This window comes from Haloarcula halobia, from assembly GCF_029338255.1.
Lineage (GTDB): Archaea > Halobacteriota > Halobacteria > Halobacteriales > Haloarculaceae > Haloarcula > Haloarcula halobia.
The window spans coordinates 20,849-37,538 of sequence record NZ_CP119787.1 but is presented as its reverse complement, the minus strand read 5'-3'; the positions used below and the strand labels follow the sequence as shown (position 1 = coordinate 37,538).

The window sequence follows — 16,690 nt, the reverse complement described above, 5'->3', positions numbered from 1 at the left end:
GATTACAACGCCCCTCACGATGAGTGTAGAGACAGATTCTACAGAAGACGAGGCCGTGGGTGACTCTGATTCGACCGTCAGATTCAGGGTCGAGAACGTCCGCAAGGAGTTTACGAACGTCGTCGCCCTCGACGACGTCAACTTCGAACTCCAGACTGGCGAAGTCGTCGGGCTTGTTGGCGAAAACGGTGCGGGAAAGAGCACCCTCCTGAACATCCTCAGTGGCATCTACCAACAGGACCGGGGGCGTATCTTCGTCGATGGCGACGAAGTCACGATCACGACCCCCCGCGAGGCCTCTCACCACGGCATCGCCATCGTCCATCAAGAACACAACGTCATTCCAAATCTCTCGGGATACGAGAACTTGTTCTTAGAGCAGTTTCCGGACTACTCTACGGCGGGAGTCCTGGACGTAGACACGCTCAAACGTGAGGGTGAGGACGTTCTCGACACGCTCGGAATCGACCTCGACCTCGAGAAACGCGTCTCGTCTTACTCGTTCAGCGACCGGCAGATGCTGAGCATCGCGAAAGCGTTCACCGAGACGGTCCACACCGACCACCCGATCATACTGCTCGACGAGCCGACTGCGGGCCTCGAGGAAGACGGACGCGATCTTCTGTTCGACCGTATCGACGACCTGCGTGATCGGGCCTCGTTCGTCTTCGTTTCACACGAACTCGACGAGGTTCTCGAGATCAGCGACCGCATCTACGTTCTCCGCGATGGCCAAGTCGTCGACCATCTTTCCCGGGAGGATGCCACCGAGGACAAACTCCAGCAGAGTATGGTCGGCAGAGAAGTCTCCGAAGAGTACTATCAGGTCTCCGACCAGCGCAGCGTCGAGGACAACGAGGTCTGCCTCTCGGTGTCGGACCTGAGCAAAGAGAACCACTTCGATTCGGTATCCTTCGACGTCCGTGCAGGTGAGATATTCGGCATCTGTGGCGTCATGGGTAGCGGGAAGAGCGCCCTCGGCCGTGTCTTGAGCGGCGTCGACACGCCGGACGAAGGCGAGATCTCCATCGAAGGGGAATCGGTCGAACCGGGGTCGGTCCACAGGATGGTCGAGAAGGGGATCGGTTACGTCCCCAAGGAACGCCAGTCTGAAGGGACACTCCTCTACCAGCCCCTGCGCGTGAACGTCTCGCTCCCGAGTCTCGGTACCGACCTCGTCGCAGACAACGTCCCGGGGCTCGGGTCGGTGCCCTGGCTCATCGACTTCGACAAGGAAGACGAGATGGCCGAGGAGGTCGTCGACCGACTGAACGTCAAGACGCCAGGCATCGAGTCCCCACTCATCCAGCTTAGCGGTGGGAATCAGCAGAAAGTCGTGCTCGGGAAGAACCTCCAGCGGGAGGTGTCTGTCCTCGTCATGGATAACGTGACTCGCGGTATCGACGTCGGTGCCAAAGAGGAGGTCTACCAGATCCTCAGGCAGCTCGCCACGGACGGCGTCGGGATGATATTCATCGCCGACGAGCTCCCCGAACTGATCGGGATGAGCAACCGGATCGGCGTGATGCACGAGGGCGAACTCGTCGACGTAATCGATGCACCGCGCGGCGACAAACCAACCGAATCGGAGATAATCAAGAAGATGATCTAACAATGTCAGGAGAAACACGTGGAAACCCAGTATTCGATTGGCTTAGTGAGTATCGGAACAACCGCTCGGTTACGGACATCCTCGTGGATCTGGGACCGTTCTTGATGCTGTTGATACTGATGGGTATCTTCACCGCCACCTCGAACGTGTTTCTGACCTACGAGAATCTGGTCGGGAACGTGATGATGAACAGCATCATCCTGTTGTTCGTGGCGCTCGCCGGAACCTTTCCCATCCTGCAACAGAGTATCGATCTGTCCGTGGCGTCTATCGTCTCTCTGAGCGGCGTCATTACAGCGATGCTGATCAACGACTTCAATCTCGGTTTACTCGCTCTCCTCCTGGGGGTACTTGCGGGGACGGGCGTCGGCCTGCTGAACGGCGTGGTGTTCGCGAAAGCAAAGATTCCCTCGTTCCTCGTGACCCTCGGTTCGTTGTCCGTCTTCAGCGGCACGGCCCTCCTGATGACTGGCGGGTACTCGATCCCCTTCAACTCACCCGGGATCAGACAGATCGCGATCGGCAACACGATCCCGCAGGTCCCGAACCTCGTCGTCTGGGGTATCATCTTCTACATACTCGTTTCGCTCCTCGCCTGGAAGACCACCTTCGGGCGCTACACGTACGCACTGGGTGAGAACGAGCGGGTCGCGGACTTCTCGGGGGTCAACGTCGATCGGTACAAGATCGGTGCGTTCGTGGTCTCCGGGACCCTCTGTGGGCTGGCCGGCGTCCTCTTGACTGCACGGATCTCCTCGGCGACGCCGGGCATGGGTGAGGGCCTCCTCCTCCAGAGCATCGCAGCCATCGTGATGGGTGGCACTGCACTGACCGGTGGCGTTGGCGGGCCCCACCGAACCATTCTCGGTGTCTTCGTCATCGGCGTGCTGACCAACGGGATGAACCTGCTGAGCATCCAGTCGTTCATCCAGGAGATCATCCTCGGATTCGTCGTCATCTTCGCCGTCGCGATGTCGATGGATCGAGACAAGATAGACATCGTCAAGTGACTACGGACAAACAAGTCGGTTTCCCTTAGATTTAATTGGAGCACGGTATACTATCAGCTACAATGTACGTTCTCGATACGTGTCACGAGCACGGACGAGCGACCCGGAGACGAGGAGTTACGCATGAGTGACAGCGAATCCACTGTCTCGGAGGCGGTCCAGCTGTTCGCCCAAGCTGAGTGGGTCGACCTGACCCACTCCCTCGAGGAGGGCATCCCGTCGGTCCCGAGCCACGCTCGGTATGGCCATACGCTCTACCAGTCCTACGACCGGGGGGATCCAGCGTGTCACTACCGGATCTCGATGGGGGAACACACCGGGACACACGTCGATGCCCCCCTCCACTTCATCTCCGACGGAGCGGCGCATTACGACATCGCGTCGGTCCCGATACATCGCCTCGTGGGACGGGCTGTGACCATTGACGTGACTGACGTGGGTCCCGGCGAGACGGTCTCCCGCGAGCACATCGAAGAGTGGGAAGCGGAGCACGTACCCATCGAGCCTGGCGATCGTGTCCTCTTCCAGTTCGGCTGGGATCGGTACTGGTCTGCAGACGACGATGCGAACGAATTTCTCAGCGACTGGCCGGGACTCGCTGCGGACGCTGCCGCCTACCTCACGGAGAGCGATGTGAGGCTCGTCGGCTGCGACACAGCCGCCATCGACGCCGCTGGAGCCGAGGAGTTCCCCGCCCATTACGAATTGCTTGGGAACGAAACGTACATCATCGAGAACCTCACCAACCTCGAGAAGTTGCCGCCGGAATCGCTCCTGTTTACCTTCCCACTCAAGATCGAGGAGGGATCGGGGTCGCCCATCCGAGCTGTCGCCCTCGTCGACTGAGTGGCCACATCTCACTCCCGCTCGTGGAGGTCCCGTACACTGACGCCATCGGGAACCCGAGCGAGCGCCGTCGCCGGCCAGTCGTCGTGGACCAGTGTGAACGAGACCTCGGGATGGGACTCCACCAGCCGCGCCACGCCGTCGGCGGCCGCCTCACACGCGGCCCCGTCTGCTCGCTCGGGCGTCTCGGCGTTCAGCGGGTAGGTCTCGGAGAGCTCCCGAGGATAGGGGCCGAAGGGCGGCAGGACGCCCCACGTCTCGTCGTAGCGGTCGTTCGACCCGCCCTCGGTCAGGAGCACCTCGTCGCCGTCGATGTCGAACCGGTCGAGGCGGTCGTGGTGGCGCAGCACTTCGGGTCGACGCGCGCTCTCGTGTGAGGTGTAGAACATGGCGTGCTTCGAGGCGGGATCCGACCGTTCGAGTTGTGCGGCGTGGTCCAGCAGGGCCCGGTAGCCGTCGACCATCGACGGGTGGCCGCGGGCCCGCGAGTCGACCAGTTCCAGCAGGTTCCCACTGCGGATGGCCTGCTTGACCGTGCGGATCTCGGCGTAGGTGACCTGCAGGTTGTGCCGGGCCAGCAGATCCTCCCGAACGTCTTCGTCGAGCGAGTCGAGTTCCCCGGGCGTGTAGTCGGTACAGACCGGACAGTGACACGGGAAGTACTCGAGGTCGTCGAGTTGCTGGGTCCCCCGCACCGTGAGGTAGCGGTCGTCGCGGGCGTAGAGCGCGTACGCGGCGGAGTCAAAGAGGTCACAGCCCAGCGCGGCGGCCATCGCGAACATCATCGGGTGGCCCGCGCCGAACAGGTGGACCGGCCCCACCTCGCCGAGGCCGCGTTTGCACGCCGCCACCACGTCCGCGAGGTCGGCGTAGCGGTACTCGTTCATCAGCGGGACGACCGCACCCAGGGGGAAGACGTCCAGGCCGGTCTCGACGGCGTGGCGACCCGCCTGCTCGCGGAGCTCCGGATACGTCGAGCCCTGGACGGGCGCGCTGACGAGCATCTCGCCGGTGTCGACAGTCGCGGCGCGCTCGAGTCGGTCTGGGTGGTCGACAGCTCCGCCGCGGCCCGTTCGCGGTCGACGTCCGGCGGCGTCGGGATGTCGACCGGCGTCCCGACGTCGCTCCCGATGTCGCGCTGGAACGCCAGAATCTCCTCGGTCGTGACGGTGATCTCGCCGTACTCGGCGAGCTGGAACGAGCCCGAGTCGGTCATGACGGCCCCCGAGAAGTCCAGCAGGTCGTGCAGGCCCTGTTCCAGCGCGGGCTCGCGGAGTTCGTCGGACTTGTGCAGGATGTAGCTGTTCGTGATGAGTATCTCGGCCCCGAACTCGGACTCCAGCGCCGCCGGGTCGATGGTCTGGACGTGCGGGTTCACGACCGGGAGGATGGTCGGCGTCTCGACGGTGACGCCGGCGCGTGGGACCTCCAGCGTCCCCAGGCGGCCCGCAGCGTCGTACTGGCGGACCTCGAAGTTCGTCATTGTCCGTCGTCGGGCGGGGGCGCGCCTAAGGGTTGTGTTCCGGGGCTACAGGTCCATGGGGTCGAGGCGGTCGACGATGCCGTCGAAGTCGTCGTCGAAGCTCAGCAGGGTGTCGATATCTCGGTCGCGGTACTGTGCGACGAGCGCCGCGTCCGTGAAACTCAACTGCTGGTCGTCGTCGCGTTCGAAGATCTCGATCGCCTCGGAGAACAACGTTGGCGAAACGTACAGCAACTCGTAGACTTCGGGGAACTGTTCGACTCCGCGAAGACGGTGCCCGATCTGTGTCGCAGCGTCGATCGAGTTGCTGCGTTTGAGCGTTAGTGTCACTGCCTCGTCGTACACGTATTCGATCACGTACGGTTGGCCGAATTCGCCGTCATAGAGGGTTTGAAGTGCGTTGCTGGCCGCTTCGTGGCGCGACGATGTAGTATCGTGATCCGCGTACAGGACCCCAGTATCGACCAGTACCGTCATCCGTAGAGGATATCGTCGATATCTTCTTCGTCGGTATCGACGCCGGAACTGAACCGGCCTCGTTGCATCGCCGCTTTCTCCTCCTCGTTCAGTGGAACCGTTGGTCGACGAAAGGAATCGATGACGTCCTCACGGGACTCGTACGCGTCGTCGATGAGTCGGGAAAGCAGTTCCTGCTGCGTGACTTTCTGCCCCGTCTCCAGCCGAATCTCGGCCTGCAGCTCTTCGAGCCGATCTTTCGCGTCCTCGTCGACCTTGACCGCCGTCGCCATAGTAACTCGGTAGACTCCGTTACCGAATAAACGTTCGGACGATTCACCGCTCGAACAGCGCGTAGTAGAGAATCCCGACCGCAGAGCGTCCGTCTCGCAGTTCACCGTCTCGAACGCCCTCGACGAGCGACTCGAAGTCCGTCGTCGCAACGTGAATCGACTCGTTGAAATCCAGATCCTGTTCGGCGGTCGGTTCGCAGTCGCGGGCGACGAAGTAGTGAAACTCCGAGTCCGCGAAGCCGTTGGCCGGTTCGGCGCTGTAGAGGTACTCCACCAACCCCGCCTCGTAGCCGGTCTCCTCGGCGAGCTCGCGGCCGACGGCGTCCGCCGGTTCGCCGTCGTGAGACTCCACGCTGCCGGCCGGGAGGCCGTAGTTGACCCGCTTGACCGCCTGGCGCCACTCCTCGATGACGACCACGTCGCCGTCGGGCGTGAAGGGCAGGACCACCACGCTGTCGCCCTCGCGGAAGAAGTCGAAGTCCGTCTCGGTCCCGTCGGACAGGCGCACGGCCTCGTGGACGACGTCGAACCCCGGACAGGTGTAGGCGATGTCGCTTTCGAGCGTCTCCCACGCGAGATCGTCGGTCATGGCTGTGGCTGGGGGCGTCGCGGACTTACCCGTGCCGGTCCCGGCCAACGGGCGTCAGAGTTTGTCGGCGTTCCGGGCCTGCTCGGAACGGCGGGTGGCCTGTTCGAGGCGTCGCTCCGTCGCGTTCCCCAGCCCGTTCGGGAGATCGCTGCGGGCTTCCGACAGCCGTTCGGTGACGCGGTTGAGCCGGTCGACGACCGTCCGGAGGCTCTCGTCGGCCCGGCCCCGCTCGCCGTTTTCGGCTCGTTCGGCCGCGCGTCGGGCCGCCTCGGCGACGGCCCCGAGCGCCTGCGCGAGGCCCCGGACGGCATTCGACTGCCCGCCGCCGGTCTGTCCCTGTCCGCCGCCGGACGTCCCGTCCTCGTCGTCGCCGTCGCTGTCGGCCACTGCGGCGATCTCGGCCCGGGTCTCGTCGCTGATGTCGGCGAGGAACCGCGCCAGCGACGCCTTGCCGGTGTTCGGTTCGTCGATGCGGACGCCGTCGTCGGCCTCGGGGTCGGGATTCACCCGGAACGCCCCCACCTCGTCGTCGCTGTCCCGGACCTCCGTCGTGTACGCGCCGCCGCGGTGGACGTAGACGGCGTCCGGACCGACGAGCGGCGCGTCGTACAGCCGGCTGGCGAAGTCGTCCTCGACGGCGAGGTCGGTGAGGTCGCTGTCGGTGCCCTCGCTGTCGACCTCGAGTTTCGTGGCCGACTCGCGGGCGACGAGCGGGATCTCGCCCTCGACGCCCGCGGCCGTCACCGGGCGCACTTCGTCGCCTCCGTCTTCGACGGCGACCGTCTCGCTGTGTGGTGCCTGGCCAGCACCGTTGACCGTGAGGCGGTGCTCACCGGCCGGAACGTCCCGCAGTGCGGCGATGCCACCGAACGTCGGCGCGGCCTCGGGCTCGCTCTCGAGCAAGACGAACGCCTCGACGGGCGAGGACTGGGTGGTCAGCCCCTCGCCGGCGGGCGCGTCGTCGGTGGTGACCGCCTCTGTGACGTTCGCGACGACGGTGTTGACCGACGACGGCGCGCCGATGGCGTCGTAGCGCTCGGCCAGCGCCGCCCGGTGGGCCGGCTCCGAGATGTCCGCCGCGGGGTTCGCATAGCGGGGCTGGCCCCAGGGTGCGCCCGTGGTCGTGATGTGCCCGGCGATGGCGTCCTCGGCGAACTGCGGGACGGCGAACTCGAAACTCAACTGTGGCCCGGTGAAGTCGGTGATGTGCTCGATCTCGCTCGTCGGCACCAGCGAGTACGCCACGTCGGGGTCGCCCCCGCGCTCCTCGTGGTCGAACACCAGTCCCGTCGCGCGCTCTGGCAGCGTCGTCGGCGGCGACGAGAGCGCGTCGAACGACCGGATCGTCAGGTCCTGGTCGACGAGGTCCGACTGCTCGACCGAGGGCAGACGGTCGTCCTCGTAGATGGGCGCGCCGTCCAGCTCGGGCAGTACGTACGGCAGCACCCGTCCCTCGTCCCGCGGGAGGCCGTAGGCCAGCGGAATCGACGCGATGTCTTCGAGCGTCTCGATGGGCCGGTTCGTGATGTCGGCGAAGGAGTCCCCCGTCGGCAACCGCTGGAACCGGTCGGCGATGTCGTTGAGCGAGAGCGCACTCGAGTGCGAGCCCAGTTCCGAGAGGATGCGCGGGACGCTCTCGGCGTCGGGATCCAGGAACTCGTTGTTCGGCACCTTCCGGGAGTGCGAGCTGGCGACGAAGAGCTGTGGCGCCACGGCGTCGGTGTCGACAAAGACGTGCAGCACCTCCCAGTCGTGCCAGTGGAAGTTCGTGGTGAACTGGTCGAACGCGGAGTACATCCAGAACTGGACCGCCGCGAGCGGGGAGTCCTCGTACTGGACGACGTTGTAGAAGACCGTCGGGTTCGGCGGCTGGTCGCCCGTGAACTGCTCGTGGTAGCCGTCGAGGGCGTCGAACCCGGTGACGACGGTCTCGCCGTCCTGCTCGCTGGTAAAGGGTCGCGGGTCCGTCGGGAACCACGGCTCGTGCTCGTCGAAGTACAGTACGGGGGCGAACTGCGCTGCGAGCTCATGGGCCCGGTCGTCCTCGACCTCCGTGGCTTCGCTGTCGCTCTCGCCCTGGAGTGCGCCACAGCCCGCGACCGAGGTCGCACCGGCGCTGGCGAGTGCGCCGAGGACCGTCCGCCGGCTCAGTGCATCGCGGTCCGTCATCGGTGTGCGACCGGCCAGCGACCGGAGGACTGGCGCTCGACTGTACTGTCTGCGTTGCTAGGGGGCCCGACCATACGAGGTGCAACGAGTGGTGCGGGAAAGTTCTTCCGGCAGGAGACGCCGACTGTGGCTACTTCTGTCGCGTCCCCGCCGTGGGCGCGAACTCCGCCACCCAGGTTCGGACTTCGACGAACTCGACGTGTCGCCTGACGAGGTACCACGGCGTGACGAGGACGGCCCCGAGCGCGTTAGCGTAGGCGTCCCCAAGCGAGAAGTACCGGTTCGGGATCAGCGACTGGCCGAACTCGATGCCGACGCCGTAGACGACGACGAGGCCGACGACGAGGAGTGCACGCCGTCGCATCGACTGGTTCCAGTCCGTCGTGGCGTAGACGCCGGTTCCCGCGAGGACGGCGTAGGCGACGAAGTGGCGCCACTTGTCGAGTGGCAGGAGCTCGGGTTTGCCAGCGTCGATGACCGTCTCCGGCGGCACCGTCAGAATCGACGTGTAGAAGATGAACCCGGCGATGCCGACGACGAAACTCCAGCGGAGCCAACGTGGCAGGAGTGGCACTCGAATCGTCATGCTCTGTGGATGGCCGGTTGTTTACAGAACGGGTATGTATAGTCTGTGACTCGTGCTCAGGGCCCTTGAAAACGGTCGAAACCCCGTCAATAGGCCCTGAAACCCTCGGTATCGAGGTAGTTGTGTGCGACCGTGATGGCGTGGTCGGCGTGGAGCGCCCGCGGGCCCAGTGAGACGCGTTGGTCGGCGTAATCTACGAGCAGGTCTGCTTCGCTCGCCTCGAAGTCGTGGTGGTCCGAGAGGACGAACACCGGATTCTCGGGCGGTTCGATGTCGACCACGGGGGCGCCGTCTTCGTGGAGCTGGACGACCGTCCCACGGGCGGCGACGTCCTCGATGGTCCCCTCGAACCCACGGCGCGTCAGGGCGACGCCCGGTGACGTCTCGACCGGCATGTGGCCGATGGCCTCTGCACGCTCTTCGAGGGCGTTGCGAACGAGGGCGGCCGTCGAGCGCTCGTCGGGATTGAGTCGCCGGAGGTCGCGCCCGTCGAAGGTTACCGTGTACTCGTCGCCGAGGACGAGGTGGGTGCGGACGTCTTTCCGGATGTCGTGGCTCAGGAAGAAGGCGCTGTTGACACAGCGACAGAGCACGTCCAGGCGACCGGCGGCCCCGGCGAGGTCGTCCAGCGAGAAGTCGGGTGTGGTGGGTGCGTCGTGACCGACGACGACGAACTGGCGCATATCTGCCCGACCAAGGCACCGTCCCCGCATACATCCACTGGTTGAGCCGTGTGGTTTGTCGCGGTGACCGCCCACTGCTCCCGTCCCGTAGGTCTCTGCGGACTGGGGCTGACTCTCCTGTTGCTATCTCATAGAACAATTTGTGGCGCCGTCGCTGTGTGCAAGAGTTAGCTCGGCTCGTCTGCGGCTCTCTGTCCTGTCTCACTCTGTGCTCTGGCCTGTCGGTCTATCTGGTCGAGTACCCTCACGACTTTCACTCCCTCGCTTGGATCTATCGGTACCGGTGTATCGGATTCGATCGACGCCACGAACCTGCGAATCAGATTGTAGTGTCCCGGTGCGGGGTATTTGCTCCCCTCCGAGGTGACGTCTCTGGCGTAGTCGATGGCGTTCTCTACCGTCCCTTTCGTGAGCTGGCCGGCGGCGCCGAAATTGTCGAGGACCATCGAGAACGGCGACCGGTCGAGTGTATCGTACGTGACTGCCGAGTAGTTGAACAGGTCGACGACAGCCATCTTCTCGCTTCCGGTGATGATGATCGACTTCCCGGGGAGTGCCCGTTCTGTCACGTGGATGCTCCCGAACCGGTCCCCGTCGGCGACCTGGACGCTGGCCCCCATGAGTGTCCCGTCGTCGGTCAGGTCGACGTTCACACAGGGATCGGAGACGTCGTCGAAGAAGTGGGTGACAAGATACGTCGGGTGCGGGAGTCGGTCGCCGATCGGGCCACCGTGCGACTCGTCCACCCACGACCGGTCTTTCCCCGGGATGTCGTCAGGGTTCGGGGCGCCGCCGATGAAAGACCTGACGCTGTGGATGGTGCCGTACTCGCCTGCGTAGACGTCGTCTAATACTTCCTCCATCGGGTCGAAAAAGAGGTTGTTGTGGACGACGCTGAGTTTCTGTCCGGTTTCCTCGGCTACGCTAATCATCGATTCACACTCTCCTTCGGTCATCGCCATCGGCTTCTCTACGAGCACGTGTGCACCCGCGCGGAGCGCAGAAACCGTCAGGTCCGCGTGGGTGAACGGCGGTGTGTTCACGTGGACCACGTCTGGCGTCGCCTCGACCGCTGTCTCTGGGTCCGTGTACCACTCGACGCCGTACTTGCTGCCGATGGTACGGGCGCTGTCGGCGTCCACATCCGCCACCCAGGCCAGCTCGACCTCGTCGATCGCTTCGATGACCGGGAAGTGGTAGTTCTTCGAGGCGTAGCCACAGCCGATGACGCCGATTTTCAACATCGGCGTCCCTCCTCGACGCTGGGCAGGCCGCCAGTCGGACGTTCGGTACTCGGTGCGTCGTCGTCCCCGGCAAATGGTATCGTGGTATCGGTCATGGATGCTGTATTAGGTCCCAGATCGTGGCGTGTCATTCGTACTGTGTCGTCCTCGGGATGCCCTCTGGACGCTGCTTCCCCGGGCCGCTCTGCGTTGCCCGCTGCTCCAAGTAGGTCGAACGCGACGTTCGAGTCCCACCGCCACGTCCCGGCTCCTGTTTCGGCTGCTGGTGTTCGAGCAGGTCGCTGAGTCCCTTTCGGAGCCCGATCTGTGGTGACCAGTCGGTCTCTCGTTCGATGCGGTCGATGTCGGCCTCCAGGTGGGGTCGGTCGCTCTCGCGGACTCGCGACGCCTCCTGTTCGATTTCGATGTCGGACTCGAGGGCCGAGCCGACGGCTTCGGCGACCTCCTGCACCGACCACGCCTTCCCGGAGCCGACGTTGAACGCTCTCGGCGCCGATTCGTCGAGGTCCGCCAGCGCCATCAGCGCACGCGTGACGTCGTCGACGTGGACGAAATCCCGTCTCGGCGAGAGATTCCCGAGCTCGATCGTTTCACTCCCGTCGCGGATCTGTTCCAAGATCGCGGGGATGAGGTGCGGATTCGTCTCCTGTGGGCCGTAGACGTTGAAGAGCCGAGCGGAGACGGTCGTCACCTCCGACTCGGTCCCGAGCCGGTTCGCGAGGTCCTCACCGACCAGTTTCGTTTTGCCGTAGACGTCCATCGGGTCGGGAGTGACGTCTTCCGACAGCGCCCGCTCTCTGGACGGATAGACCGCTGCGGACGACGTGTTCACCACTGTCTCGACCGTCGAGATCTCCTTTACGGACTCGAAAAGGTTTCGCGTCCCCATGATGTTGACGTCGAACGCCTCGCCCGGGTTCTCGTTACAGTACGGGACGTAGTGGATCGCGGCCAGGTGGAAGATCTCGTGTGGGTCGAACCCCTCGAGCGCTGTCTCGAGGGTATCCGAACGAAGGTCCAGTTCGCTGAATTCGGCGGCCTGTGGAACGAATTCGTTCCGTCCGGTTTCGAGTGAGTCGATGACGAGCACGTCACGCCCGTCGGAAAGTAGTCGTTCCGTGAGCTATGAACCGATGAAACCGGCACCCCCGGTTACCACCGCTCTCGTTTCGGCAGTTGCCATAGCGGATGAAAATTTCAGCAGATACCCATTGGTATGTACAACTTTCGCGGAGTGCCCGTGCAGCGTCTCACGCTAGATCCCGGTATTTATCGGCTAATTGGTCGACGATCCGGTCCCAATCGTGGCGCTTTCCGAACTCCCGTGCGTCGGTCGCCAGGTCGGCCCGTGCCGTCTCGTCGGTCAGCACGTGTTCGATGCGGTCGGCGAAGGCTTCAGGTGTGGGCTCGACGACGAACCCGTTCACACCGTCGTCGACGACCGCTGTTCCGCCGTTCTCCTCGTAATCGGCGACGATCGCGGGGATGCCACACGCGTTCGCCTCGAGAATCGTGTTGGGGAACCCCTCCCGCTCCGAGGGCAACACGAAGACCGTCGCCGACTTGATGATCCCGACGACGTCGTCGTCCGCTTCGACGAAGCCGCGGAAAGTGACCTGCTCCGCGACGCCCACCTCGCAGGCATGTGCCTCTAGACGCTCGCGTTCCGGGCCGTCGCCGACGATTGTACACGACACGTCGGCCGTCGAGGAGGCAGTGATCTGTGCCACCGCATCCAACAGTAGATCGACGTTCTTGTGTTCCGAGAGCCGGCCGACGTACACGATGTCCGGATCAGCGTCGGATTCGGGGACCGCTTGGAGGCCGTCGAAGTCCACGCCGTTCGGAACCACCGAGACGTTCGACCGCCGCCCGATACCGCGAAGGTCCTCCTGGATCGCGCCCGAAATCGAGACGATCTCGTCCGGTAACCTGACAGTAATCTGTTCTATCGACCGCCCGAACACGCCCTTGTAGCCGAGATAGTCCATCCAGTATTGGTCCCAGACCTCGTACCACGTCACGACCAGCGAGGACCCGGTCAGAGTCTCGTGGAGGGATGAGACGAATATCGGGAAGTAGGGGAACTGCTGACAGTCGATGACGTCGAACTCCTCGGACAGCAACGGTCGGGCCAGGTGCAGCGAGAACTGTATCGCTTGCGTGATCGACCGACGGCCGTCGGTGTAGAGGTCGTAAGGTTCACACACCCCGTGGAGGACCACCCCCTCTCGTTCGATGACGGCCGGCCCGTCCCAGTACTTCATCCCGAACATGTGGATCTCGTGGTCCGACGCGAGTCGGCGAGCGATCTCCCACACCCGCTTCTGTGCCCCACCCTTCTCCCAGGGATAGACAGCATCGTAGACGAACGCGATCTTCACGGTGAACCACGCCCAGCGATGATCGTGTAGTCTGCTCCGATCGATGCCTGTGAGAGTCGTTCCTGGATCACTACCGGTGGTTGTTGAAACGCGAGGCTCCCCCCCGTATTCCAACGTCTCGAGGTTCCCCGTCCCAACCCGACGTCGGACAGACCACACTGGTGGGCCGCCGACGAGTGCACCGATCGACTCATGTCTGTGTCGGTTGGGACGGGGGCCGACAACCCCTTTTGTAATACCGCTCCCTTTCGACGGCCAGGGCCGGAGTGGACAGTACTGCTCATTGCCGGTCGATCAGTGTGAGAAAAAACGAATTGAAGACCGTCTGTAGCCCGATGACCACGACCGTCGACGCAAGTAGTAACGCTCCAATGGTTGAGGAACCGACCGTCTCGATGGCATCGCTCTGACCCATCACGTGGCCGAACCACGCGAGGCCGAGGCCAGCCACTATGATGCCACCGAGGAGCACCTGTTCCAGCTGGAACCGATGTCGGACGTTCTCTATGAGCCGGTTGTCCGTATTTTGAATCGGATCCCCTGCGATGGAGCTGAAAAGCGCGAGCGCCAGGATCTGGTACCCGACGAGCGTGGCCACCACCCCGCTCATCAGCGTCCCCAGGCCGAACGTCACACTCCCGAGAGTTATCCCTACGAGCGACAGCGCAATCAGGACTACCCCGGCCGTCACGGCACCGATTGCCGGATAGGCAAATAGGTAGTCGGGAGCGTTGACGAGCATGAACCGAACGTGTCGCCAGCCGTCTCGAAGCTCTCAAGCGTCTCTTCGCCCTCACGCTCGTGGTAGACAATCGGGACCTCGGCGATTTCGAGCCCCTTCGCCCCGGCCTCCATTATCATCTCGCTGGCGAACTCCATACCGTTCGATCGTAGATCGAGCGTTTCGAGCGCCTCCCGCGAAAACACTCTGAATCCACTGTGAGCGTCGCTAACGCCTGCTCCGTAGAAACTGTTGAGGAACTTGGTCAACAGCGGATTCCCGATGTGCTTGTGCAACGTCGGCATCGACCCCTTCTCGATTGTTCCCTTCAATCGACTACCCATACAGATGTCCGCATCGCCGTTCCGGACGGGTTCGAGTAGCCGTGGAATTGATTCGAAGTCGTACGTCGTGTCCGCGTCGCCCATCACGATGTACTCCCCTCGTGTCCGGTCGAAGGCGTACCGATAGGCGTAGCCGTATCCGTACTGATCCGGCGTGACGACCCTCGCACCGAGGCTACGTGCTATCGTCGGTGTTCGGTCCGTCGAACTGTCACTCACGACGATCTCCGTGTATATCTCGAGCGCTTCGATTGCCGTCCGAATCCGCCTGACACACTCGACGATACCCTCCTCCTCGTTGAGTGTCGGCATTACGACGCTCATCTCCGGTTCCGCATCGCTCTGCGGCGTGACCAGATACCCACTGCCCCCCATTTGGCCGTCGACCGGTTCGCGCCCATCATGGGCGATGTCTTCTTTTGACATGTGCGGTAAACTTAGAAAAGTTAATGAATCATCACTTTGATGAGGGGGGATCTATACTTCCAGAACGAACAGAACCGGTCCCACTGACCTCTAACCTCGGAAACATATTGTAGATTTATTCTATCCTCTTAGATAATGGTAATATTCACCATACTACCGAAACAATGTCTTAACGGACTACTACGATGAGATTACTGGGTTCTAGAGGGGCTGTTTGCCGGCGGAGAGGACACGTGAGTGCCTTGTTGAAGGCCTTCGGGACACTATGACAGATATATTTAATATCGAATAGTCTTGATTGGGGGGTCTGCCAGTACGACCCGGATAGCTGCTGGGTCCCGTAAATGATGCGTTATTGGCGAGTGTTCTCCACGCGCGCTATATTTAACCGGCAGTCCCCGAATAAGCTCTTCTATTCGGGTGTGGGATATCCGGACGGGGGACCGCGAGAGATCTGCTCTCTTGCAGTACTGATTAGACTACATGTAGGTGGTGGCTCTCACTGGTCGGTCACTCTGCGGAGAATGGGCCGGCGCTCCAGTCCACGTTCCAACTCCGATTTCGCGGGTCCTGCCGGGCACGCCTACCGGCGTGCCGGGCGGGCTTCCACGGAACACCAGCGCTAACCGTGAGGCGGTTGCCTCGGTCCGGGCATGCGGCGCTCCCTTCGGTCGCGCCGTTCCGGGCTTCCGAGCCCCCGGGCCACCCTGGCAACGCCATCCACCGTGGCCGTACGGAATCCCCGTGGATCGGAGCGCAAGGCTGAGCAAACCATGGAACCCAACGACTCCGGCGATCTCGAACCACTGACTCCAGAGGACGGCGTCTCGATGTACAAACAAGACCGACGTGACGAGGTTTCAGAAGCCACGCTCCAGTCGCATGGCTACCGGCTTCAGCGATTCGTCGAATGGTGCGACGAGCGGGATATCGAGAACCTGAACGAAATCACCGGCCGGGACACCCATCGATTCAAGCTCTACCGGAAAGCCGAGGTGAGCCCACCCACCCTGAAGAGCCAGATGGACACGCTCCGCGTGTTCCTCCGATTTTGCGAAGACATCGACGCGGTACGGGACGGCGTCGCCGAATCAGTGACGAGTCCGACGTTAGACGCCAACGAGAAACAGAGCGGCGACATCCTTCCCTCAAAGCGGGCCGCAGACCTTCTCGCGTATCTCGACAAGTACGAGTACGCGACCCACGAGCATGTGATCGCACGGTTACTCTGGGAATCCGGCGCGCGCACTGGCTCACTCCTGGCAATCGACCTCGACGACGTGCGCCTCAGAAACGCGTACATCGAAATCCGCCACCGTCCCGATACCGGAACGCCGCTGAAGAACGGAGCGCACGGCGAGCGGGATATCGCATTGTCGTCGCAGCTGGTCGGCGTGTTACGCGACTACATCGAGGAACAGCGCCCGGAGGTGACTGACGAGCACGGACGGAAGCCCCTGTTGGCGACTGGGCATGGCCGGATGACGACGAACACGTTTCGCTACTATACGTACCAGCTGACCCGCCCGTGTGTGGCCGGAGAGGAATGTCCGCATGACCGAGATCCTGAAGAGTGCGACGCGCGGGACCGACGGTACGAGGCGAGTAAATGTCCGTCATCGCGGTCGCCGCACGCGCTTCGGCGTGGCGCGATCACGCATTTCCTATCAGAAGACGTGCCCGATACAGTTGTGTCCGACAGAATGAACGTAAGCAAGGAAACACTCGATGAGCACTATGACGCGCGATCGTCACGGCAGAAAATGAACCAGCGGCGCGAACACCTGCCCAGTTTTGACTAGGCAGGACTTGGAATAGCTGAACTGTACTTATTTATAATCAAT

At 62.9% G+C, this 16,690-nt stretch carries 12 protein-coding genes and 3 pseudogenes; 4 read left to right on the top strand and 11 right to left on the bottom strand.

Features of this window, described 5'->3' with window-relative positions; translation table 11 throughout:
• Positions 1–19 precede the first annotated feature (19 nt).
• The 3 genes from P1K88_RS00175 to P1K88_RS00165 all read left to right on the top strand — a co-directional run bounded on the left by P1K88_RS00175 (position 20) and on the right by P1K88_RS00165 (position 3,468).
• Complete coding sequence (locus P1K88_RS00175) at positions 20–1,612, top strand: sugar ABC transporter ATP-binding protein (protein WP_276411632.1); 1,593 nt, start codon at positions 20–22, stop codon at positions 1,610–1,612.
• 104 nt (positions 1,613–1,716) lie between these two features.
• The gene (locus P1K88_RS00170; RefSeq protein ID WP_276411549.1) at positions 1,717–2,622 is read left to right on the top strand and encodes an ABC transporter permease; all 906 of its coding nucleotides are present in this window, start codon (positions 1,717–1,719) and stop codon (positions 2,620–2,622) included.
• 123 nt (positions 2,623–2,745) lie between these two features.
• Positions 2,746–3,468, top strand: a complete 723-nt coding sequence (locus P1K88_RS00165; RefSeq protein ID WP_276411630.1) for a cyclase family protein — start codon at positions 2,746–2,748, stop codon at positions 3,466–3,468.
• Between the two features lie 11 nt (positions 3,469–3,479).
• On the opposite strand, the pseudogene tgtA reads toward P1K88_RS00165, so the two are convergent.
• The 11 genes and pseudogenes from tgtA to P1K88_RS18355 all read right to left on the bottom strand — a co-directional run bounded on the left by tgtA (position 3,480) and on the right by P1K88_RS18355 (position 14,795).
• Positions 3,480–4,951: pseudogene (gene tgtA, locus P1K88_RS00160) on the bottom strand (tRNA guanosine(15) transglycosylase TgtA).
• Between the two features lie 45 nt (positions 4,952–4,996).
• Entirely contained in the window at positions 4,997–5,428 is a 432-nt protein-coding gene (locus tag P1K88_RS00155; RefSeq protein WP_276411628.1) for a type II toxin-antitoxin system VapC family toxin, read from the bottom strand.
• Positions 5,425–5,700, bottom strand: a complete 276-nt coding sequence (locus P1K88_RS00150) for a hypothetical protein (RefSeq protein ID WP_276411541.1) — start codon at positions 5,698–5,700, stop codon at positions 5,425–5,427. Before P1K88_RS00150 ends, P1K88_RS00155 begins: the two co-directional genes overlap by 4 nt.
• Before the next feature lie 43 nt (positions 5,701–5,743).
• The gene (locus P1K88_RS00145) at positions 5,744–6,289 is read right to left on the bottom strand and encodes an NUDIX hydrolase (protein ID WP_276411540.1); all 546 of its coding nucleotides are present in this window, start codon (positions 6,287–6,289) and stop codon (positions 5,744–5,746) included.
• Positions 6,290–6,343: 54 nt separating this feature from the next.
• Positions 6,344–8,458 carry a hypothetical protein gene (locus tag P1K88_RS00140; protein ID WP_276411627.1) on the bottom strand — a complete coding sequence of 705 codons (2,115 nt, stop codon included), beginning with the start codon at positions 8,456–8,458 and terminating at the stop codon, positions 6,344–6,346.
• Positions 8,459–8,588: 130 nt separating this feature from the next.
• Positions 8,589–9,044 carry a VanZ family protein gene (locus P1K88_RS00135; RefSeq protein WP_276411537.1) on the bottom strand — a complete coding sequence of 152 codons (456 nt, stop codon included), beginning with the start codon at positions 9,042–9,044 and terminating at the stop codon, positions 8,589–8,591.
• A gap of 86 nt (positions 9,045–9,130) precedes the next feature.
• Complete coding sequence (trmY, locus tag P1K88_RS00130) at positions 9,131–9,727, bottom strand: tRNA (pseudouridine(54)-N(1))-methyltransferase TrmY (RefSeq protein WP_276411533.1); 597 nt, start codon at positions 9,725–9,727, stop codon at positions 9,131–9,133.
• 167 nt (positions 9,728–9,894) lie between these two features.
• The gene (locus tag P1K88_RS00125; protein ID WP_276411626.1) at positions 9,895–10,971 is read right to left on the bottom strand and encodes a Gfo/Idh/MocA family protein; all 1,077 of its coding nucleotides are present in this window, start codon (positions 10,969–10,971) and stop codon (positions 9,895–9,897) included.
• A 127-nt stretch (positions 10,972–11,098) separates the two neighbouring features.
• A pseudogene (locus P1K88_RS00120) lies at positions 11,099–12,082 on the bottom strand (NAD-dependent epimerase/dehydratase family protein); the annotation flags it as partial.
• 139 nt (positions 12,083–12,221) lie between these two features.
• The gene (locus P1K88_RS00115) at positions 12,222–13,355 is read right to left on the bottom strand and encodes a glycosyltransferase family 4 protein (protein WP_276411528.1); all 1,134 of its coding nucleotides are present in this window, start codon (positions 13,353–13,355) and stop codon (positions 12,222–12,224) included.
• Positions 13,356–13,635: 280 nt separating this feature from the next.
• A pseudogene (locus tag P1K88_RS18355) lies at positions 13,636–14,795 on the bottom strand (glycosyltransferase family 2 protein).
• A gap of 824 nt (positions 14,796–15,619) precedes the next feature.
• On the opposite strand from P1K88_RS18355, the gene P1K88_RS00100 reads away from it, so the two are divergent.
• Positions 15,620–16,648, top strand: coding sequence for a tyrosine-type recombinase/integrase (locus tag P1K88_RS00100; protein ID WP_276411525.1), 1,029 nt, complete (start codon positions 15,620–15,622; stop codon positions 16,646–16,648).
• The last annotated feature ends 42 nt before the right edge of the window (positions 16,649–16,690 follow it).

Coding starts and splice junctions, on each gene's coding strand:
- P1K88_RS00125 (WP_276411626.1), bottom strand. CDS start 10,971: ATGTTGAAAATCGGCGTCATCGGCTGTGGCTACGCCTCGAAGAACTAC.
- P1K88_RS00100 (WP_276411525.1), top strand. CDS start 15,620: ATGGAACCCAACGACTCCGGCGATCTCGAACCACTGACTCCAGAGGAC.
- P1K88_RS00170 (WP_276411549.1), top strand. CDS start 1,717: ATGCTGTTGATACTGATGGGTATCTTCACCGCCACCTCGAACGTGTTT.
- P1K88_RS00165 (WP_276411630.1), top strand. CDS start 2,746: ATGAGTGACAGCGAATCCACTGTCTCGGAGGCGGTCCAGCTGTTCGCC.
- P1K88_RS00150 (WP_276411541.1), bottom strand. CDS start 5,700: ATGGCGACGGCGGTCAAGGTCGACGAGGACGCGAAAGATCGGCTCGAA.
- P1K88_RS00155 (WP_276411628.1), bottom strand. CDS start 5,428: ATGACGGTACTGGTCGATACTGGGGTCCTGTACGCGGATCACGATACT.
- P1K88_RS00145 (WP_276411540.1), bottom strand. CDS start 6,289: ATGACCGACGATCTCGCGTGGGAGACGCTCGAAAGCGACATCGCCTAC.
- P1K88_RS00175 (WP_276411632.1), top strand. CDS start 20: ATGAGTGTAGAGACAGATTCTACAGAAGACGAGGCCGTGGGTGACTCT.
- P1K88_RS00135 (WP_276411537.1), bottom strand. CDS start 9,044: ATGACGATTCGAGTGCCACTCCTGCCACGTTGGCTCCGCTGGAGTTTC.
- trmY (WP_276411533.1), bottom strand. CDS start 9,727: ATGCGCCAGTTCGTCGTCGTCGGTCACGACGCACCCACCACACCCGAC.
- P1K88_RS00140 (WP_276411627.1), bottom strand. CDS start 8,458: ATGACGGACCGCGATGCACTGAGCCGGCGGACGGTCCTCGGCGCACTC.